A 16932-nucleotide genomic window follows, 5' to 3' on the forward strand; every position below is an offset into this window, starting at 1 on the left:
CGGGTGGATTACTCCACCCACTGCTTTTAACCGATTGTTTTAATTGGACAATCTAACCGCTTTTAACCGAGCGTTTTAACTGGACGCTCTAACCGCTGCACAGATATCTATCTGTGTTTTTATTATATGCAATTTTACAGCAAAAAATCAATGCCTTTGATTGCTAAAATTTTATGAACTTTTTTCGATAGTTACTGATGAAAACTCCAATATGAAAAAGATGGGAGATATTATCTTAAGGCAGGAGGACGTGCTTCATATTCCCGGACTTGGATTTGATGGTCTTATCGGTTACTCACCTATTGCGATGGCAAGAAATGCTGTCGGTATGACAATGGCCTGTGAAGAATAAGGAGCCAGCTTTTTTGCCAATGGCGCAAATCTCGGTGGTGTTGTGATAAACATACATTATATCCGCAATTTACTGCATTTTGATCTCGGTACATCCATCCGCACCAGCCGACCGGTTTTGGATGATCTGGCCCGGTGTTATCCGGCAACTCTGGAGCTCGCCCTGTTCTCCATTGTGATCGCGTCCCTGTTCGGCATCCTGTTTGGCATCATTTCTGCCATTCGCCGAAACAGCGTTATCGACCAGGCTGTCCGTGCTGTCTCCGTCACGGGTGTCAGCATTCCGGCGTTCTGGTTTGCCCTGCTGATGCTGTATTTCTTTTATTACAAATTAAAGATCTTTCCGGGACCGGGACGATTAAGCAACAGTTTTTCCGCGCCGCAGACCGTGACCGGTATGTATGTGCTGGACAGTCTGCTGGAGGGGAATCCTGTCAAAGCCATGGATGCACTGCGGCATCTGATCCTGCCGGGCATTGTGCTGGCAGCCTTTACGATGGGGCTGATCACAAGAACAACGCGTTCCAATCTGCTGGATGCACTTTCTACGGATTATAGCCGCACCGCAAAGGCGAAGGAACTTGGCAGTCTGGGACTGATCATCGGTCATGCCCTGGGCAATGCGCTGATCCCGGTTATGACCGTGATTGGTCTGGGACTTGGAAATCTGCTGGGCGGCATGGTGCTTGTCGAGACCATTTTCAAGTGGCCGGGAGTAGGTCAGTTCGCATACGAGTCTGTGATGACGGCGGACTATCCGGCAATCATCGGCGAGGCGCTTCTGATCGCGCCGAATTATATGATCATTAATACAGTGGTTGATATTCTGTACGGAATCATCGATCCAAGAGTGAGGTGCAGCGAATGATATATTCCCTGAAAAAATTATTAAAATCCAATTACCTGTTCACGCTGGGAATTGTGATCTGCCTGGGATGGATCCTTGCGGCTGTCTTTGCTCCGGTGATCGCACTCTACGACCCGATCGCGCAGGATCTGACCCTGCGGCTGAATGCACCGTCGGCAAGCCATATCTTCGGCACCGACAACTTTGGCCGCGATATCTTCAGCCGTGTGATCTACGGAGGCCGGTATTCTTTGCTCGCCGGATGCCTTTCCGTTACCATTGCCGGTGTCATCGGTACTTTTTACGGGGCTTTGGCTGGTTATGTGGGTGGATGGCTGGATAATGTCATGATGCGTTTTTCCGAAATGATCTTATCCTTCCCGTCCCTGATCCTGGCTATGATCATCAATGCGGTGATGGGTTCCAATCTGTTTAACACCATGTTTGCCCTGGTCATCGTATCCTGGCCGACTTACGCAAGACTCATGCGAAGCGTGGTTTTAAGTGTCAAGGAAAATGAGTACGTGAATGCGGCGGAAGCCCTGGGCGCCTCCCGCATGCGTATCCTGATGAAAGAAATCATCCCCAACAGTGTCAGCTCCGTGCTGATCATGGCGACTACGGATATCGGAAATAAGATCCTGATGTTCTCAACGCTGAGCTTTCTGGGACTGGGCTCCGCACCGCCTACCCCGGAATGGGGCATGATGGTTTCTGACGGTGTGGATTACTTCAATAAGTTCTGGGTATCCGGTTTCCCGGGTCTTGCGATCTTCACCATGGCTGTAGGAGCCAATTTCATTGGCGATGGTCTGCGGCGCCCCTTTTGGCAGATAGGGATTTTTGAGAAAAAACTGTCGATAGCAAAGAAAAAATGAGGAGGATTTTACCATGAACGAAGCAAGAGCAAAACGAATTCTGGATGAATTACAGAAGCAGGGGGTCAGCCAGATGCTGCTGACAGATCCTATGTCTATTTACTATCTGACTGGTGTGTCCATGGCACCGATCGAGCGGTTTTATGCACTGCTGTTACGGGCAGACGGACATCATGCTTATTTTTTAAATCATCTGTTCCATGTGCCGCAGGAGGTGGGTGTGGAGAAGGTCTGGTATTCTGACACAGATCCGGTGGCTGAGATTGTGGCAGCGCATCTGGACAAGCATGCAGTGCTGGGGGTAGATAAGGATTTAAAGGCCCGGTTTCTGCTTCCGCTGATGGAGATGAAGGCAGCGGCAGGCTTTGTGAATGGCTCTGAGGCTGTGGACATTACCCGCGGTGTGAAGGATGCTGAGGAACAGGAAAAGATGCGTGTGGCTTCAGACATTAATGACCAGGCCATGGCCCGGTTTAAAAGCCTGATCCATGAGGGTGTGACGGAGCAGGAGGTTGCGGACCAGATGCTGGAGATTTATCTGAGCCTTGGCGCGGACGGATATTCCTTCCCACCTCTAGTTGCTTTCGGTGCGAATGCGGCAGATCCGCATCATGCCCCGGATGATACTGCTGTCAAACCGGGAGACTGTGTCCTGTTCGATGTGGGCTGTATCAAGGATGGCTACTGCTCCGACATGACCCGTACCTTCTATTTCAAAACGGTCAGTGAGGAGCACAGGAAGGTTTATGAGACGACAAGGGCAGCCAATGAGGCGGCCATCAGCAGAATCCGGCCGGGCGTACCGCTTCGGAATTTGGATGCGGCTGCAAGAAATCTGATTACCGAAGCAGGATGGGGACCGAATTTTAATCACCGTCTTGGTCATTTCATCGGGCTGTCCGAGCATGAGTTTGGCGATGTTTCCTCGGCAAATAACTGGGAAGCAAAGCCTGGTATGATCTTTTCGATTGAACCTGGCATCTACTTAACCGGAGATACCGGTGTCCGTGTGGAGGATCTGGTACTGGTTACTGAGAACGGAGTAGAAGTCCTCAATCATTACCCGAAGAATTTACAGATCATTGAATAAGGGAGGAACCGAAATATGAGACATCCCATAGCAACGCTTCATATGGCAAACGGAGCAGAAATCGTGATCGAGCTTTTGCCGGAGTCCGCACCGAATACGGTAAACAGCTTTCTTTTTGCAGTGTCTCACGGTTACCTGGATCATCATGCCATTGAACGCATTGTGCCGGGAAACTGGGTGGATATGAGCTACACGGCATTTGGTCACAAGGAAACCCAGTACCTGATCCCCAATGAATTTATCTTAAATCCGGACGTGACGCCGCTTGATTCCCATCCGGGATGTGTCTGCATGGGTGGTTACGGGGATGCGGGTCTGGCAAACTGTGAATTTTTCTTCCCGCTTCGCGACTGCCCAGATCACAAGGGAGTCTATCCGGTATTCGGAAAAGTGATATCCGGCATGGACGAGATTCAGAGGATCGCCAAGGTGCCTACGGCTCCGGTGGATTTCCCGATTCCGGGCGTGGAGGTGAATTGTCCGGTAGAGCCGGAGATCCTGGATCATGTAGAACTGGAATTGTTCGGCCGGGAGTACCCGGAACCGGTTCGGGTGGAAAATCCGAAACTGCCGAAATGCTGGCCGAAGCTGTAAGAAAGCGAGATATATTTATGAAAAAACATGATATCCGAATCCGTGTAGCCACAGAGGATGATGCAGAAAGTCTGTTAGCCATTTATGCGCCGTATGTGATTAAAACGGCCATCACGTTTGAGTATGAAGTCCCAACGCTGGAAGAATTCCGCGGACGGATCCGCCACACTTTACAGAAATATCCGTATCTGGTCGCAGAGCAGAACGGGAAGATCCTCGGCTATGCATATGTTGGTCCATTTCATGACCGTGCAGCCTACGACTGGGCTGTGGAAACCTCAATCTATGTCGATGAGAATCTGCGGCATTCCGGCGTGGGCGGAAGACTGAACCGTGCGTTGGAGGCTGTTTGTGGTGCTATGGGAATCCTGAATATGGAGGCCTGTATCGGCGTGCCGGAGGTGGAGGATGAGTACCTGACCCGCAACAGTGTGGAATACCACGCTCATATCGGTTACCGGCTTGTGGGCGAATTTTACAAGTGTGGTTATAAATTCGGACGGTGGTACAATATGGTCTGGATGGAAAAGATGATCGGAGAGCATCAGGACAGGATGGATATGCCGATCTGGTTTCCGGAGCTTTCCGATGTGCAGACACTTTTAGATAATCTGTAATTGTGAGGTGGACAGTCTGAAAAATTCGGAGTATACTGAATATCAGAGTCAGGGCATAACAGAGAAAAATATGCAGTTATGGCCGGAAAGAATTCAGACGGAGGAAGAACATCATGAGTACAAAAGCAGAATACGCAATTTCATTACATAACCAGGGGTACAATTGCGCACAGGCGGTAGCATGTACCTTTTGCAAAGAGTTTGGGGTAGACGAGCAGGAGCTGTTTCGGATTGCCGAAGGCTTTGGCCTTGGCATGGGCATGATGGAGATGTGTGGTGCCCTGTCCGGCATGATGATGGTGATCGGGCTTGCCAACAGCGTAGGAGATTTAAAGAAAGGCATGCCGACGAAGGGAAGTACCTACAAGCAGGTAAAGGATCAGGTGCAGAAATTCCAAGAAAAAAACGGTTCCTACCTGTGCCGTGAGTTAAAGGGTGTTGAGACCGGCAAGGTACTCTGCAGCTGTCCGCAGTGCATTATGGATGCAGTGGCACTGACCGAGGAATACTTAAAAGAACATCAGGCGGGTAAATAAGGGGTATAAACGTGTTGGGGAAACAGACAGATCTGATTGAAGGGAATATCTTTAAGGCCCTTCTGCTTTTTGCCGTACCGCTGCTGATCGGAAATCTTTTTCAACAGCTTTATAATACGGCAGACTCTTATGTAGTCGGAAACTTTGTGGATACGAATGCGCTGGCGGCAGTCGGTGCATCGGCATCGGTCATCCAGATGCTGGTAGGCTTTTTTATGGGTCTGTCGGTAGGTGCCGGTGTAGTTATTGCCCAGTATTTTGGAGCCGGCCAGAAAGAAAAGATGAGTCAGGCTGTGCACAGTGCGCTGGCGTTAACCGTGCTGCTGAGCGCCCTGTTTACCGTTGCCGGTATTGCGTTGACACGCCCGCTTCTGCGAGCCATTGGTGTACCGCAGGAGGTGCTGCCGCATTCTACTCTCTATCTGACCATTTACTTTGCCGGCATTACGTTCCTTCTGTTTTATAACATGGGCTCCGGCATTCTCAGGGCAATCGGAAATTCCAGGGATCCGCTGATCTATTTGGCAGTTGCCAGTGTTTTAAATGTGATCCTGGATGTGCTTCTGGTATGTGTGGCCCGTCTTGGCGTAGCCGGAGTGGCATTGGGAACCATGATCGCCCAGGCGGTCAGCGCTTATCTGGTCATGCGTCAGCTGATCCGGACCAGCGAGGCTTATCGCGTAGAGATGAAGAAGATACGGTTTCACCGGGAAATGATAAGACAGATCCTTATGGTCGGACTTCCGGCGGCGCTGCAGCAGAGCATTACGGCTTTTTCAAACGTTGTGGTGCAGTCATATATCAACAGCTTTGGAACGGCGGCCATTGCAGGCTACTCTACTACGATCCGGATCGATGGTTTTTTACAGCTTGTACTGCAGAGCTTTAACATGACGATCACCACCTTTGTCGGACAGAATATCGGCGCACGAAAGACTGAGCGGGTAAAACAGGGAATTTTTATTGCATGGGTCATGTGCTCGGCCATTATTCTGGCCGGAAGCGTCTGGATGAATCGGGAAGGTGCTCTGCTTGTGAGCCTGTTTACAGACGATGCGGCAGTTATTACCAATGGCGCTGCAATGCTGAAGATGTTTTCTTATGCCTACTGGAGTCTTCCGGTGGTCCAGATCCTGAGCGGTGCCCTGCGCGGGGCCGGAAAATCCAGCATTCCCATGTTCTTTATGCTTAGCTGCTTTGTTGTGATCCGGCAGATTTATCTGGCCATTACCGTACCGATGACGCACAATCTTCTTGTGGTGATCGCGGGATGGCCGTTGACCTGGGTGCTTTGTGCCGCCGGCATGGCGGTGTATTTCTTCCGCGCAGACTGGATGAAGAACGCGGAAAAGCTGGTTCAGGGATAATAGGTTTTTGTAACTGTTCAGTACCTTCACAGTTACAGGTTTTCTATAAAATTTCATAAGTCTGGTATACAGAGTCCATTTCTCACAAAGACTAGAAACGAGTTCATGACTGTTGAAGACGGTTTGTACATGTCCGGTACGGATCGTCATTCAGGAAAGAGAGGGTCTTATGAGTAATGTGATGAAGCCCAGAAAAGCCGCAGTCATTGGCTGCGGCTTTGTTGGTTCTGCGACAGCGTTTACGCTGATGCAGAGCAAACTGTTTTCTGAACTGGTGCTTTTGGATGTAAATGCTGACAAAGCAGACGGGGAAGCGAGGGATATTTCCCATGGCATTCCATTTGCGGCGCCCATGAAGGTTTATGCGGGCGATTATGATGATGTGGCAGACGCGGCGGTCATTATTGTGACAGCCGGAGCAAACCAGAAACCGGATGAGAGCAGACTGGATTTGGTTCATCGGAATGTGGAGATTTACAAAAGCATCATTCCCAGGATCGCATCCCGGAATTTCGCGGGCATTCTTCTCGTCGTGTCAAATCCGGTGGATATTCTGACCTATGCGGCGCTTAAGTTCAGCGGGCTGCCGGAAAAACGCGTGATCGGCTCCGGCACGGTGCTGGACACGGCACGGATGAAATATGCCCTGGGGGAGCATCTGCGGGTGGACAGCCGCAGTGTGCATTCTTATATTGTAGGGGAACACGGTGACAGTGAGATCGCAGTATTAAGCAGCACCAACATCTCCGGCATTCCGCTGGATGCTTTTTGTGAGATGCGTGGCTATGATAATCCGAAAATGAAGCTGGATGAGATTGCTGAATCCGTGAAAAACAGCGCTTATGATATCATTACAAAAAAACAGGCCACCTACTACGGCATTGCCATGTCTGTGCGGCGCATCTGTACCTGCATTATCCGCAATGAGCGGTCAATCCTTCCGGTGTCTTCGATGATGCACGGGGAATATGGAATCTGTGATATTGCCATGAGCATGCCTGTGGTGCTGGGAGCGGAGGGCGTGGAAACTCACGTACCAATCTCATTGAATGAGGATGAAACGACAAGGCTGATCCAGTCCGCAGAGACCCTGAGGAGGATTGCGGAGGGGCTGGAGCTGTAGACTGGAGTCTCCTTCTGTGGTATAATTTTTCATTATGCGATCACAGAAGGAGGCTTTTTTCATGGCACAGCAGGATTCGAAAAAGGCGGAATGCTATCGCTGCATAGGGCTTCTGGCCCATGTAGATGCAGGGAAAACAACCCTGTCGGAAGCGATTTTATATACAACAGGAACGACAAGAAAGCTGGGGCGCGTGGACAACCGGGATGCCTATCTGGACACTTATACCCTGGAACGGGAGCGTGGCATCACGATCTTTTCCAAGCAGGCTGTATGCCGGCTTGGCGATGTCACTGTGACACTTCTGGACACGCCTGGGCATGTGGATTTCTCTGCAGAGATGGAGCGGACACTGAATGTGCTTGATTATGCAGTACTGGTCATCAGCGGAGCGGATGGTGTGCAGGGGCACACGGAAACGCTGTGGAGCCTGCTAAAGCGATACCGGGTGCCGACGTTTCTTTTCATCAATAAAATGGATCAGCCCGGCACGGTGCAGGAAGTGCTGCTTTCTGAGCTGCAAAAGCGGCTGAGTGAGTCCTGTGTGGATTTTGCACTTCTGGACGGAAAAAAAGAAAATGTGCCGGAAGAGATCTGGGAGACCATTGCCATGTCGGAGGAGGAGCTTCTGGAGCAGTATCTGGAAAACGGCAGTATTCCGGAGCAGGAGATCCGCAGGCTGATCCGGCAGCGGAAGCTGTTTCCGTGCTATTTTGGCTCGGCGTTAAAGCTTAAGGGAGTGGAGGAACTGCTGAACGGGCTGGAACGATGGATGGGCGAAATAAACAGTGATCAGGATACGGCATTTGGCGCAAAGGTCTTTAAGATTTCCCGTGATGAGCAGGGAAGCCGCCTGACTCATTTGAAAATTACCTCCGGCCGCCTGAAAGTCAAAGAATTTCTGCAGGAAAAAGGAAAAGAGCCGGAGAAGGTGAATCAGATCCGCATCTATTCCGGAATGAAATATGAGACTGTAAATGAAGCCATGCCGGGCATGATCTGCGCAGTGACCGGACCTTTGAACACGTATCCGGGACAGGGCATCGGGACGGAAGCGGAGTCCGAGCTTCCGGTCTTGGAGCCGGTTCTGACTTACCGGGTGGAATTGCCGGAGGAATGCGATGCCCATAAGATGCTGGCAGATTTAAGGCAGCTGGAGGAAGAGGAACCGGAGCTTCATATCACCTGGAATGAGCAGGCACAGGAAATTCAGGTGCAGGTTATGGGTGAGGTGCAGATCGAGGTGTTAAAAAGCCTGGTGGCAGAGCGCTTTGGTGTGGATATCCGCCTGGATGCGGGCAGCATTGTGTATAAAGAGACGATCACTGCTGCCGTTGAAGGCGTGGGACACTTTGAGCCGCTGCGTCACTATGCGGAGGTACATCTTTTGATGGAACCGGGAGAGCCGGGAAGCGGACTGCAGTTTTTTGCTCGGTGCAGTGAAGACTTTCTGGACCGGAACTGGCAGCGTCTGATCTTAACCCATCTGGAGGAAAAGCACTATCGCGGTGTTCTGACCGGATCCGAAATTACCGATATGCAGATTACATTGATCGCGGGTCGTGCGCATCAGAAACATACGGAGGGCGGAGATTTCCGGCAGGCAACCTACCGCGCGGTGCGGCAGGGGCTTTGTGAGGCGGCCGCGGAGGGCTGTGTGCAGCTTTTGGAGCCGTATTACGCGTTTAAGCTGGAGGTTCCGTCCGAATATGCCGGCCGTGCCATGACAGACTTAGAGCGTATGAAGGGAACATTTGAGCCGCCGGAAGTGGACGGGGAGAATATGGTCCTAAGCGGTGTTGTTCCGGTGGCCACCATGCAGAACTATCAGCGGGAAGTCGTGTCCTACACGAAAGGACGCGGCCGCGTAAGCTGTGTGCTGCAGGGGTATTTCCCCTGCCATAATGCAGTGGAGGTGGTGCAGAATACCCGTTATGAGGCAGAACTGGATCTGGCAGATCCGACCGGCTCTGTATTCTGCGCCCACGGAGCCGGATTCGTGGTGCCGTGGTATGAAGTGAAGCATTACATGCACATTCAGACCGGACTTCCGGTACTTGGGCAGGAAGCATGCGCAGCACCGGAACCGGACAGGAGTGGATGGAATGCGCACAGTGGTGGTGGAAGTACATCCGCACCTTTTGGAGCTGATGACAAGGAACTGGAGGCTATCTTTACCCGTACCTACGGCGAGAGCAAGCGTAAACTCTCTTATGACAGCGGCCCGCGCCAGGTGGTATACGATGCCGGAACATATAACCGTACAAAAAAGGAAGAACCGGTGGAAGAATATCTTCTGGTGGATGGTTATAACATTCTCTATGCCTGGGATGAACTGCGGGAGCTGATGAAGGTCACGCTGGATGGTGCCCGCCACCGCCTGATGGACATGCTCTGCAACTACCAGGGCTACAGGAGGTGCAACCTGATCGTGGTATTTGATGCCTACAAGGTTGCGGGAGGAACAGGAAGCGTACAGGATTACCACAATATTCATGTGGTCTACACGAAAGAAGCGGAGACCGCGGACCAGTATATTGAGAAATTTGCCCATGAGATGGGCAGAAAATACCGGGTAACGGTGGCAACGTCTGACGGTCTGGAACAGGTCATCATCCGGAGTCAGGGCTGTCTGCTTATGTCAGCCAGTGATCTGGCAGAAGACATGGAGCGTGTCAGCCGCCAGATAGAGGAAGACCGAGGCAATCTGGTAAAGCCGGGCAAGCATTATCTGTTTGCTGGAGTGGAGAAAGATCTGGCTGAATATCTGGAGCAGGTGAGGCTTGGAAAGATCGCGCCACCATCGGAGCAGGCTTTCCCGGAGAAATCTGAGAAAAAATCCGGGATATCAGGGAAGAAGGCATGAATGAAAAAGCTGCCTGGAAAAACTTGATGAGAATCCTTTGCAGAATCAGAATTGCACCTTGAAAAATTGTTCTGTGTGAAGTACAATGTATTTGATTCGTCAATTTTTAGACAAACCCTGTCGGGATTGCAGGGAAAGAGACCGGTTTCCGGTCGTTAAAGAGAAGGAGATCTTATCATGGAAAAAAGACCAGTGGTATTAATGATCCTGGATGGATATGGACTGAATGACAACTGTGAGGCTAACGCAGTCTGCGAGGGAAAAACCCCGATCATGGACCAGCTTATGAGCCAGTGCCCGTTTGTAAAGGGACAGGCAAGCGGTCTGGCAGTCGGACTGCCTGACGGACAGATGGGAAACTCTGAGGTTGGTCATTTAAATATGGGTGCAGGCCGCATTGTATACCAGGAGCTGACACGTATCACCAAGTCCATCGAGGACGGAGATTTCTTCTCCAACGAGGCGCTGATGGCCGCAGTTGAGAACTGTAAGAAAAATGATTCTGCCCTCCATATGTTCGGCCTTGTTTCGGATGGAGGTGTGCACAGTCACATCACCCACATTTACGGACTGCTGGAGCTGGCCAAGAGAAACGGTCTCTCCAAAGTTTATGTACACTGCTTCCTGGATGGCCGCGATACTCCGCCGACTTCCGGTAAGGAGTTTGTGGAGGCTCTGGAGTCAAAGATGAAAGAGCTTGGCGTTGGTAAGGTGGCAGTAGTCTCCGGCCGTTACTACGCAATGGATCGTGATAAAAACTGGGATCGCGTAGAGAAGGCTTACAATGCTCTGACAAAAGGTGAGGGTAATCATGCAGAGCATGCCGCAGAGGCAATCCAGGCATCTTACGATGACGGCAAGACTGATGAGTTCATGCTGCCGACCGTGATCACGGAGAACGGCACTCCGGTGGGAACCATCAAGACCGGTGATTCCGTGATCTTCTTCAACTTCCGTCCTGATCGTGCCCGCCAGCTGACCCGTGCCTTCTGTGATGAGGAGTTTACCGGCTTTGACCGCGGTGAGCGTGTCAAGACTATATTTGTCTGCTTCACCGATTACGATGAAACAATTCAGAATAAGCTGGTAGCATTTAAGAAAGAGAGCATCACGAACACCTTCGGTGAGTTCCTGGCAGCTCATAACTTAAAGCAGGCCCGCATTGCCGAGACCGAGAAGTACGCGCATGTAACCTTCTTCTTTAACGGCGGCGTAGAAGAACCGAATCCGGGCGAGGACCGCATCCTGGTTCCGTCTCCGAAGGAAGTTGCTACCTACGATTTAAAACCGGAGATGAGTGCTCCGGCTGTCTGTGACAAGCTGGTAGACTGTATCAAGTCTGGCAAGTACGATGTCATCATCACCAATTTTGCAAACCCGGATATGGTCGGTCATACCGGTGTGGAGAGCGCGGCTATCAGGGCCATAGAAGCGGTAGATGTATGTGTGGGCAGAGCTGTAGATGCGATCAAGGAGGTCAATGGCGTTCTGTTTATCTGTGCTGATCACGGAAATGCAGAGCAGCTGGTAGACTACAGTACCGGCGAACCGTGGACCGCGCATACCACTAACCCGGTACCGTTTATTCTGGTCAATGCAGACCCGTCCTGCAAATTAAGAGAGGGCGGCTGCCTGGCAGATATCGCTCCGACTCTCATTGAGCTGATGGGCCTGGAGCAGCCGAAGGAGATGACCGGAAAGTCACTGCTCGTAAAATAAAAATTGAGTTATAAATAAGAGACTTCTGGAAAAGCCGATTATTTAACGCTTTTGGACAGCCGGTATCTGTGTCAGCAGATAACATACCGGTACCAGGTACAGGAAAAAGGCCGCGAAAAGGCTGGTCATCGGTGCGCCGACGGTGGAAAGCGGAACAGCTCCTGCAATGGACCAGGGAATGAGCGGCGCTACGACAACGGCGGAATTTTCAAGATCCAGCGCCATGCGTCCGGCATCAGGTTCCAGCTCACGGCCAAGCTGGTCTGTCAGCATGATGGATAAAGTCTGGTTGCAGGAGATCATGGAGGTGCCGACAGAAGCCAGCAAAATAGCGCCAAACGGCGTGATATGTGCGCCCAGCCTTACAAGCCCTGCTTTCAGCCCATCCAACAGCCCTGTGCTCTGGAAGATTCCGGCGTAGGAAGAAGAAATACACACAATGGCTGCGACTTTTACCATAGAACAGATGCCGCCTCCGTTTAAAAATGCTGCGGCCTCTGCATCAGCAGCATGGAAACCGGTCAGAAGCAGAGCCGGCAGCTTGCCGGGCGTGAAATGCTGGATCGCAGATCCAACCAAAAGAGAGGTTATAATACTGGCCAGCATGGCATATTTGACCGGAATCCGCATCAGGGCCAGGATCAGGATCACGGCAGCTGGCAGAAGCGCTGCCGGGTGGAGCGTGACTTCTCTGGAGAAAAGAGCCGTCAAATCTGTCTGGGAAGCCTGACTGTGAAACTGAAATCCCAAAACGCCGTACAGCATGCAGGTGATCAGGAATGGCAGCCAGGCGGAGCGGAGCATGTTTTTGATATTGTCGAAGATACTGGTTTTTGTCAGCTCGCTGACTAAGAGCGCACTGGTGGAAAATGGGGAACAGCGGTCTCCGAAGAATGCACCGGACAGGATGGCGCCTCCAAGGAGCAGAGGGCTTGTACCTGCGGAGATCCCCATGCTCATGCAGATGACGCCAATGGTGGCAGAGGTGCCGAAGGAGGTCCCGGTCAGCACGGAAATTCCGCAGCAGAGCAGAAAGGAAACCAGCAGAATGACCTCTGGACGCAGCAGCTTTGCCGCATGGCAGATGATATAGGGAATCGTGCCGCAGGCACGCCACAGTGCTGTCATCATGCCGATCAGGACAAATACGATCAGAATGTTTTTAGCGGTGAGGACACCGGTGCAGAGCATCGAAACGATCTTTTTTGGAGAATTTCCTTTTTTGAGTGCATAGGCACAAAAGAGGATGAGTCCGGCAAACAGAGCATACAGGGTCGGCAGCTTCAACAGAAGGCAGGCTGTCAGAATTAGGGCAAAAAGAATAAGGGTTATGGTTTCCATATGGGGTGATCTTCCTTTGCATCATGATATCTGCGGGCCGGGCTGCAGTAGTGAGCACCGGCCCTGCTTTTTGTAATCACAGGTATTCTAACACATATTTATTTCTCTTCCAATCTTATTTTCCAATCCATTTTCCAATCCGCTGAAATAGCACTTCCCTTTCCTCTTAAAATGAGATAGAATGGAGTGTAATAATTTTGAAGCATAACCGGTACACACCGGATCAGATACCCGTGGAAGGAGAATAACATGAAAATCGCAATCGTTACGGACAGCAACAGCGGAATTACCCAGGCACAGGCGGGGGAGCTGGGAATCTTTGTGCTGCCGATGCCGTTTATGATCAATGAGGCAGCCTTTGAGGAGGATATCAACCTGACTCACGAAGAATTTTACAAGCGCCAGGCAGAGGATGCGGATATTACCACTTCCCAGCCATCCCCGCAGGATGTCACCGATCTCTGGGATAAACTGTTTTCCGAAGGTTATGACCAGATCGTTCATATTCCGATGTCCAGCGGCTTAAGCGGCTCCTGCCAGACAGCGCGTATGCTGGCAGAGGATTACGAGGGAAAGGTATTTGTTGTGAACAACCAGCGTATTTCCGTGACCCAGCGCCAGTCCGTACTGGATGCGAAGGAACTTGCGGAGGCGGGACTGAATGGGAAACAGATCTTTGAGGTCCTGGAGCGTGTAAAGATGGAATCCAGCATTTACATTACGGTTGATACGCTGAAATTTTTAAAGAAGGGCGGGCGTATCACCCCGGCGGCAGCTGCCCTTGGTACACTTTTGCGTATTAAGCCGGTGCTGCAGATCCAGGGCGAGAAGCTGGACTCTTTTTCCAAGGCTCGCACCATGAAGCAGGCCCGCACCACCATGCTGGCTGCTGTGGAGAAGGATCTGAAAGAGCGTTTTGCAGATCCGGAGGCAGAGAATACCTGGCTGTTTGTGGCCCACTCCCAGAATGATGAGATGGCAGCTGAGTTTGCAAAAGAGATCGAAGAACATTATCCGAAGGCCAAACCTGTATACGGTGCGCCGCTTTCCCTGAGTATTGCCTGCCATATCGGACCGGGTTCCCTGGCTGTGGCTATGTCAAGGAAGATTGACGCAGAGTCAGAACGGAAGCGCTATGGCTTATAAAATGAAAAAGCTGCAGATTCCCTGGCTGAAAAAGCGGGTAGTCAGCTTAAAGGTACCCATTGCCATCTGCCTGGTCCTGTTTGGTATTGTCCCCATGTTTCTGTGCACCCAGACCATCCTGAGTTCGGTGAAGCAGAACCAGATCGATGAGCGGATGGTGGAAGTGCAGAATCAGTGTCAGATCCTGAGCAGCAAGATTGCCCGTACCGGATATCTGAGCGGGGAAGATAAGAGCAGCTTAAACAGTGAGATCGAGACCATTGCGGATGTCTATAACGGACGTATTGTGGTGGTAAACCAGGATTTTAAGATCGTGCAGGATACGTTCCACATTTCGGAAAGCCGCCTGCATATTGCGGAGACCGTGATACGCAGCTTTCAGGGGGAGACCGTGAGCCGCTACAACCGGGACAAGCATTATTTTGCCCAGGCGATGCCCATATACAGTCTTTCCCCGGATAAGCACGTCGAGGGTGTTCTTGTCATGACTGCTTCTACGGAGGCCATGGCACGGCTTACAGAATCAGTAGGAGACCGTCTGGTGCTGTTCCAGGTAATTTTGGTGCTGGTCCTGGTGCTTGCTGCAGTGCTTGCTGCTGCCATGATGGTGCGACCGTTTAAAGAGTTTCAGGCAAAGCTCCACCACGTGGAGCAGGGAGCACTGGACACGGACATCAGCTCAGAGGCGTACCGTGAGACACGGGATATTTCCAACTCGGTGGCCCAGACTATCACAAAGCTGCAGGAGGCAGACCAGTCCCGCCAGGAGTTCGTATCGAATGTCTCTCATGAGTTAAAGACACCAATCACGTCCATCCGCGTGCTGGCCGATTCCCTGATGGGCATGGGGGAGGTACCGGTAGAATTGTACCGGGAGTTCATGGAGGATATTTCCAATGAGATCGACCGGGAGAGCAAGATCATAGATGATCTGTTGTCTCTGGTCAAGATGGATAAATCTGAGGCAGAGTTAAATATCAGTCAGGTCAATTTAAACGTGCTGGTGGAGCAGATTCTGAAGCGGCTCAGACCCATTGCCAACCGGCGCAAGGTGGAGCTGATCTTTGAAAGCATCCGGGAAGTAACAGCCGATGTAGATGAGATGAAGCTGTCGCTTGCCATCACAAACCTGGTGGAGAATGCCATCAAGTACAATATGGAAGAGGGATGGGTGCGGGTAACTCTGGATGCAGACCATAAGTTCTTCTACTTGAAGGTACAGGATTCCGGTATTGGTATTCCGGAGGATGTTCAGGACCGTATTTTTGAGCGTTTCTACCGTGTAGATAAAGCCCGTTCCCGGGAAACCGGCGGAAGCGGACTCGGCCTTGCCATCACCCGGAATGTGGTGCTGATGCACAAGGGTGCCATCAAACTGAGCAGCAAAGAAGGGGAGGGCAGTACCTTTACGCTGCGGATTCCGTTAAACTACATTGCCTAGCAGGAGGAACTATGAAACAAATCAAGCATAACTGCAAAGGCTTTGCATGGAGCCTTTGCGCAAAAAAACTGCTTTTTGCTGTGCTCCTGCTTTCCGGACTTTTGCTGGCCGGATGCCAGAAGCGGGAAACTCCGCTGCAGGAGGGTGAATCGGAGTACCAGGTTTACTATATGAATCAGGCAGTGACAAAACTCATTGCACAGCCTTACCGTACCAGGACAACAGACACAGAGGAACTGATTGGAGAACTGATGGAAAGTCTGATTCATGTTCCGGCAGATCTCGAGGCACAGAGTGTCTTATCTGACAAAGTTGTTTACCAGGGCTGCCGGCAGGATGACACGGTGCTCTATCTGTTTTTTGACAACAACTATACCAGTATGAATGCATGTCAGGAGATTCTCTGTCGCGCGGCCCTGGCCAGAACGCTGACTCAGGTGCCAGGAATCGAGTATATCAGCATTTATTCCGGAGACCAGCCGTTGCTGGAACGGAGCGGCATGCCGGCCGGTCCCATCTCAGCCGCAGATTTCGTGGACAGCATCACAGATGTCAATGCCTACGAGCGCACGGAGCTGATGTTGTATTTTACAGACGCGAACGGAACTGCACTGCATCCGGAAAAGCGGAGTGTCATGCACAATGTCAATACTTCGGTAGAGCGTGTGATCGTTGAGGAACTTATCAGTGGACCGGAACAGCCTGGATTGATGCCAACATTAAATCCTGATATCAAGATTCTGAATATTTCGGTCAATGAAAACGTTTGCTACGTGAATTTTGACGCGGCGTTTTTGAACAATTCCCTGGAAGTGAAGGATTACATCCCGATTTACTCCATTGTCAATTCCCTGTCAGAGCTTTCAAATGTGAACCGTGTTCAGATTACGGTAAATGGCTCTCAGGAGGTGACATTTAGGGAAAACATTTCACTTAATACCCTGTTTGAGAGAGATCTCGATTATATAGGAGGCAACTAAAATCAAACATCCATTGCTGCTTTTGACAGGGGGATT

The 16932-nt window shown here is 51.0% G+C and carries 15 protein-coding genes; 14 read left to right on the top strand and 1 reads right to left on the bottom strand.

Annotation, left to right across the window (positions count from 1 at the left end; genetic code table 11):
- The first annotated feature begins 211 nt into the window (after positions 1–211).
- The 11 genes from DW819_RS08870 (at position 212) to gpmI (ending at position 11988) form a co-directional block, all read left to right on the top strand.
- Positions 212–352 (top strand): hypothetical protein, encoded by a 141-nt coding sequence (locus DW819_RS08870; RefSeq protein ID WP_347560191.1) that lies wholly within the window; start codon positions 212–214, stop codon positions 350–352.
- A gap of 42 nt (positions 353–394) precedes the next feature.
- The gene (locus DW819_RS08875) at positions 395–1219 is read left to right on the top strand and encodes an ABC transporter permease (protein WP_243025748.1); all 825 of its coding nucleotides are present in this window, start codon (positions 395–397) and stop codon (positions 1217–1219) included.
- Positions 1216–2076: an ABC transporter permease gene (locus DW819_RS08880; protein WP_118732979.1), complete on the top strand. Its 861-nt coding sequence runs from the start codon at positions 1216–1218 to the stop codon at positions 2074–2076. The genes DW819_RS08875 and DW819_RS08880 overlap by 4 nt, the downstream gene beginning before the upstream one ends.
- Positions 2077–2089: 13 nt before the next feature.
- Positions 2090–3166, top strand: a complete 1077-nt coding sequence (locus DW819_RS08885; protein ID WP_118732980.1) for a Xaa-Pro peptidase family protein — start codon at positions 2090–2092, stop codon at positions 3164–3166.
- Between the two features lie 15 nt (positions 3167–3181).
- Positions 3182–3760, top strand: coding sequence for a peptidylprolyl isomerase (locus DW819_RS08890; protein ID WP_243025750.1), 579 nt, complete (start codon positions 3182–3184; stop codon positions 3758–3760).
- Positions 3761–3777: 17 nt separating this feature from the next.
- Positions 3778–4377 (top strand): GNAT family N-acetyltransferase, encoded by a 600-nt coding sequence (locus tag DW819_RS08895; protein ID WP_182432611.1) that lies wholly within the window; start codon positions 3778–3780, stop codon positions 4375–4377.
- A 113-nt stretch (positions 4378–4490) separates the two neighbouring features.
- Positions 4491–4913: a C-GCAxxG-C-C family protein gene (locus DW819_RS08900; protein ID WP_118732981.1), complete on the top strand. Its 423-nt coding sequence runs from the start codon at positions 4491–4493 to the stop codon at positions 4911–4913.
- Positions 4914–4927: 14 nt separating this feature from the next.
- The gene (locus DW819_RS08905; protein ID WP_243025752.1) at positions 4928–6280 is read left to right on the top strand and encodes an MATE family efflux transporter; all 1353 of its coding nucleotides are present in this window, start codon (positions 4928–4930) and stop codon (positions 6278–6280) included.
- Positions 6281–6449: 169 nt separating this feature from the next.
- Positions 6450–7403 carry an L-lactate dehydrogenase gene (locus DW819_RS08910; protein WP_118732983.1) on the top strand — a complete coding sequence of 318 codons (954 nt, stop codon included), beginning with the start codon at positions 6450–6452 and terminating at the stop codon, positions 7401–7403.
- Between the two features lie 61 nt (positions 7404–7464).
- Positions 7465–10269, top strand: coding sequence for a TetM/TetW/TetO/TetS family tetracycline resistance ribosomal protection protein (locus tag DW819_RS08915; RefSeq protein WP_118732984.1), 2805 nt, complete (start codon positions 7465–7467; stop codon positions 10267–10269).
- A gap of 177 nt (positions 10270–10446) precedes the next feature.
- Positions 10447–11988: a 2,3-bisphosphoglycerate-independent phosphoglycerate mutase gene (gpmI, locus tag DW819_RS08920; RefSeq protein WP_118732985.1), complete on the top strand. Its 1542-nt coding sequence runs from the start codon at positions 10447–10449 to the stop codon at positions 11986–11988.
- Between the two features lie 42 nt (positions 11989–12030).
- Here gpmI and DW819_RS08925 read toward each other — a convergent pair whose 3' ends face one another.
- Positions 12031–13329, bottom strand: coding sequence for a Na+/H+ antiporter NhaC family protein (locus DW819_RS08925; protein ID WP_118732986.1), 1299 nt, complete (start codon positions 13327–13329; stop codon positions 12031–12033).
- Between the two features lie 249 nt (positions 13330–13578).
- On the opposite strand from DW819_RS08925, the gene DW819_RS08930 reads away from it, so the two are divergent.
- From DW819_RS08930 to DW819_RS08940, 3 genes are read left to right on the top strand one after another with little or no spacing between them, the layout of a single operon-like run.
- Positions 13579–14475 carry a DegV family protein gene (locus DW819_RS08930; protein WP_118732987.1) on the top strand — a complete coding sequence of 299 codons (897 nt, stop codon included), beginning with the start codon at positions 13579–13581 and terminating at the stop codon, positions 14473–14475.
- Positions 14465–15916: an ATP-binding protein gene (locus DW819_RS08935; protein WP_118732988.1), complete on the top strand. Its 1452-nt coding sequence runs from the start codon at positions 14465–14467 to the stop codon at positions 15914–15916. The genes DW819_RS08930 and DW819_RS08935 overlap by 11 nt, the downstream gene beginning before the upstream one ends.
- A gap of 11 nt (positions 15917–15927) precedes the next feature.
- The gene (locus tag DW819_RS08940; protein ID WP_118732989.1) at positions 15928–16896 is read left to right on the top strand and encodes a GerMN domain-containing protein; all 969 of its coding nucleotides are present in this window, start codon (positions 15928–15930) and stop codon (positions 16894–16896) included.
- The last annotated feature ends 36 nt before the right edge of the window (positions 16897–16932 follow it).

Origin of the sequence: Clostridium sp. AM33-3 (genome assembly GCF_003480315.1) — a bacterium.
Classification (GTDB): domain Bacteria; phylum Bacillota; class Clostridia; order Lachnospirales; family Lachnospiraceae; genus Brotaphodocola.

Excerpts from the sequence above, each read along its gene's own strand:
- DW819_RS08870 (WP_347560191.1), top strand. The coding sequence starts at position 212 with ATGAAAAAGATGGGAGATATTATCTTAAGGCAGGAGGACGTGCTTCAT.
- DW819_RS08880 (WP_118732979.1), top strand. The coding sequence starts at position 1,216 with ATGATATATTCCCTGAAAAAATTATTAAAATCCAATTACCTGTTCACG.
- DW819_RS08885 (WP_118732980.1), top strand. The coding sequence starts at position 2,090 with ATGAACGAAGCAAGAGCAAAACGAATTCTGGATGAATTACAGAAGCAG.
- DW819_RS08890 (WP_243025750.1), top strand. The coding sequence starts at position 3,182 with ATGAGACATCCCATAGCAACGCTTCATATGGCAAACGGAGCAGAAATC.
- DW819_RS08895 (WP_182432611.1), top strand. The coding sequence starts at position 3,778 with ATGAAAAAACATGATATCCGAATCCGTGTAGCCACAGAGGATGATGCA.
- DW819_RS08900 (WP_118732981.1), top strand. The coding sequence starts at position 4,491 with ATGAGTACAAAAGCAGAATACGCAATTTCATTACATAACCAGGGGTAC.
- DW819_RS08910 (WP_118732983.1), top strand. The coding sequence starts at position 6,450 with ATGAGTAATGTGATGAAGCCCAGAAAAGCCGCAGTCATTGGCTGCGGC.
- DW819_RS08915 (WP_118732984.1), top strand. The coding sequence starts at position 7,465 with ATGGCACAGCAGGATTCGAAAAAGGCGGAATGCTATCGCTGCATAGGG.
- gpmI (WP_118732985.1), top strand. The coding sequence starts at position 10,447 with ATGGAAAAAAGACCAGTGGTATTAATGATCCTGGATGGATATGGACTG.
- DW819_RS08925 (WP_118732986.1), bottom strand. The coding sequence starts at position 13,329 with ATGGAAACCATAACCCTTATTCTTTTTGCCCTAATTCTGACAGCCTGC.
- DW819_RS08930 (WP_118732987.1), top strand. The coding sequence starts at position 13,579 with ATGAAAATCGCAATCGTTACGGACAGCAACAGCGGAATTACCCAGGCA.
- DW819_RS08935 (WP_118732988.1), top strand. The coding sequence starts at position 14,465 with ATGGCTTATAAAATGAAAAAGCTGCAGATTCCCTGGCTGAAAAAGCGG.
- DW819_RS08940 (WP_118732989.1), top strand. The coding sequence starts at position 15,928 with ATGAAACAAATCAAGCATAACTGCAAAGGCTTTGCATGGAGCCTTTGC.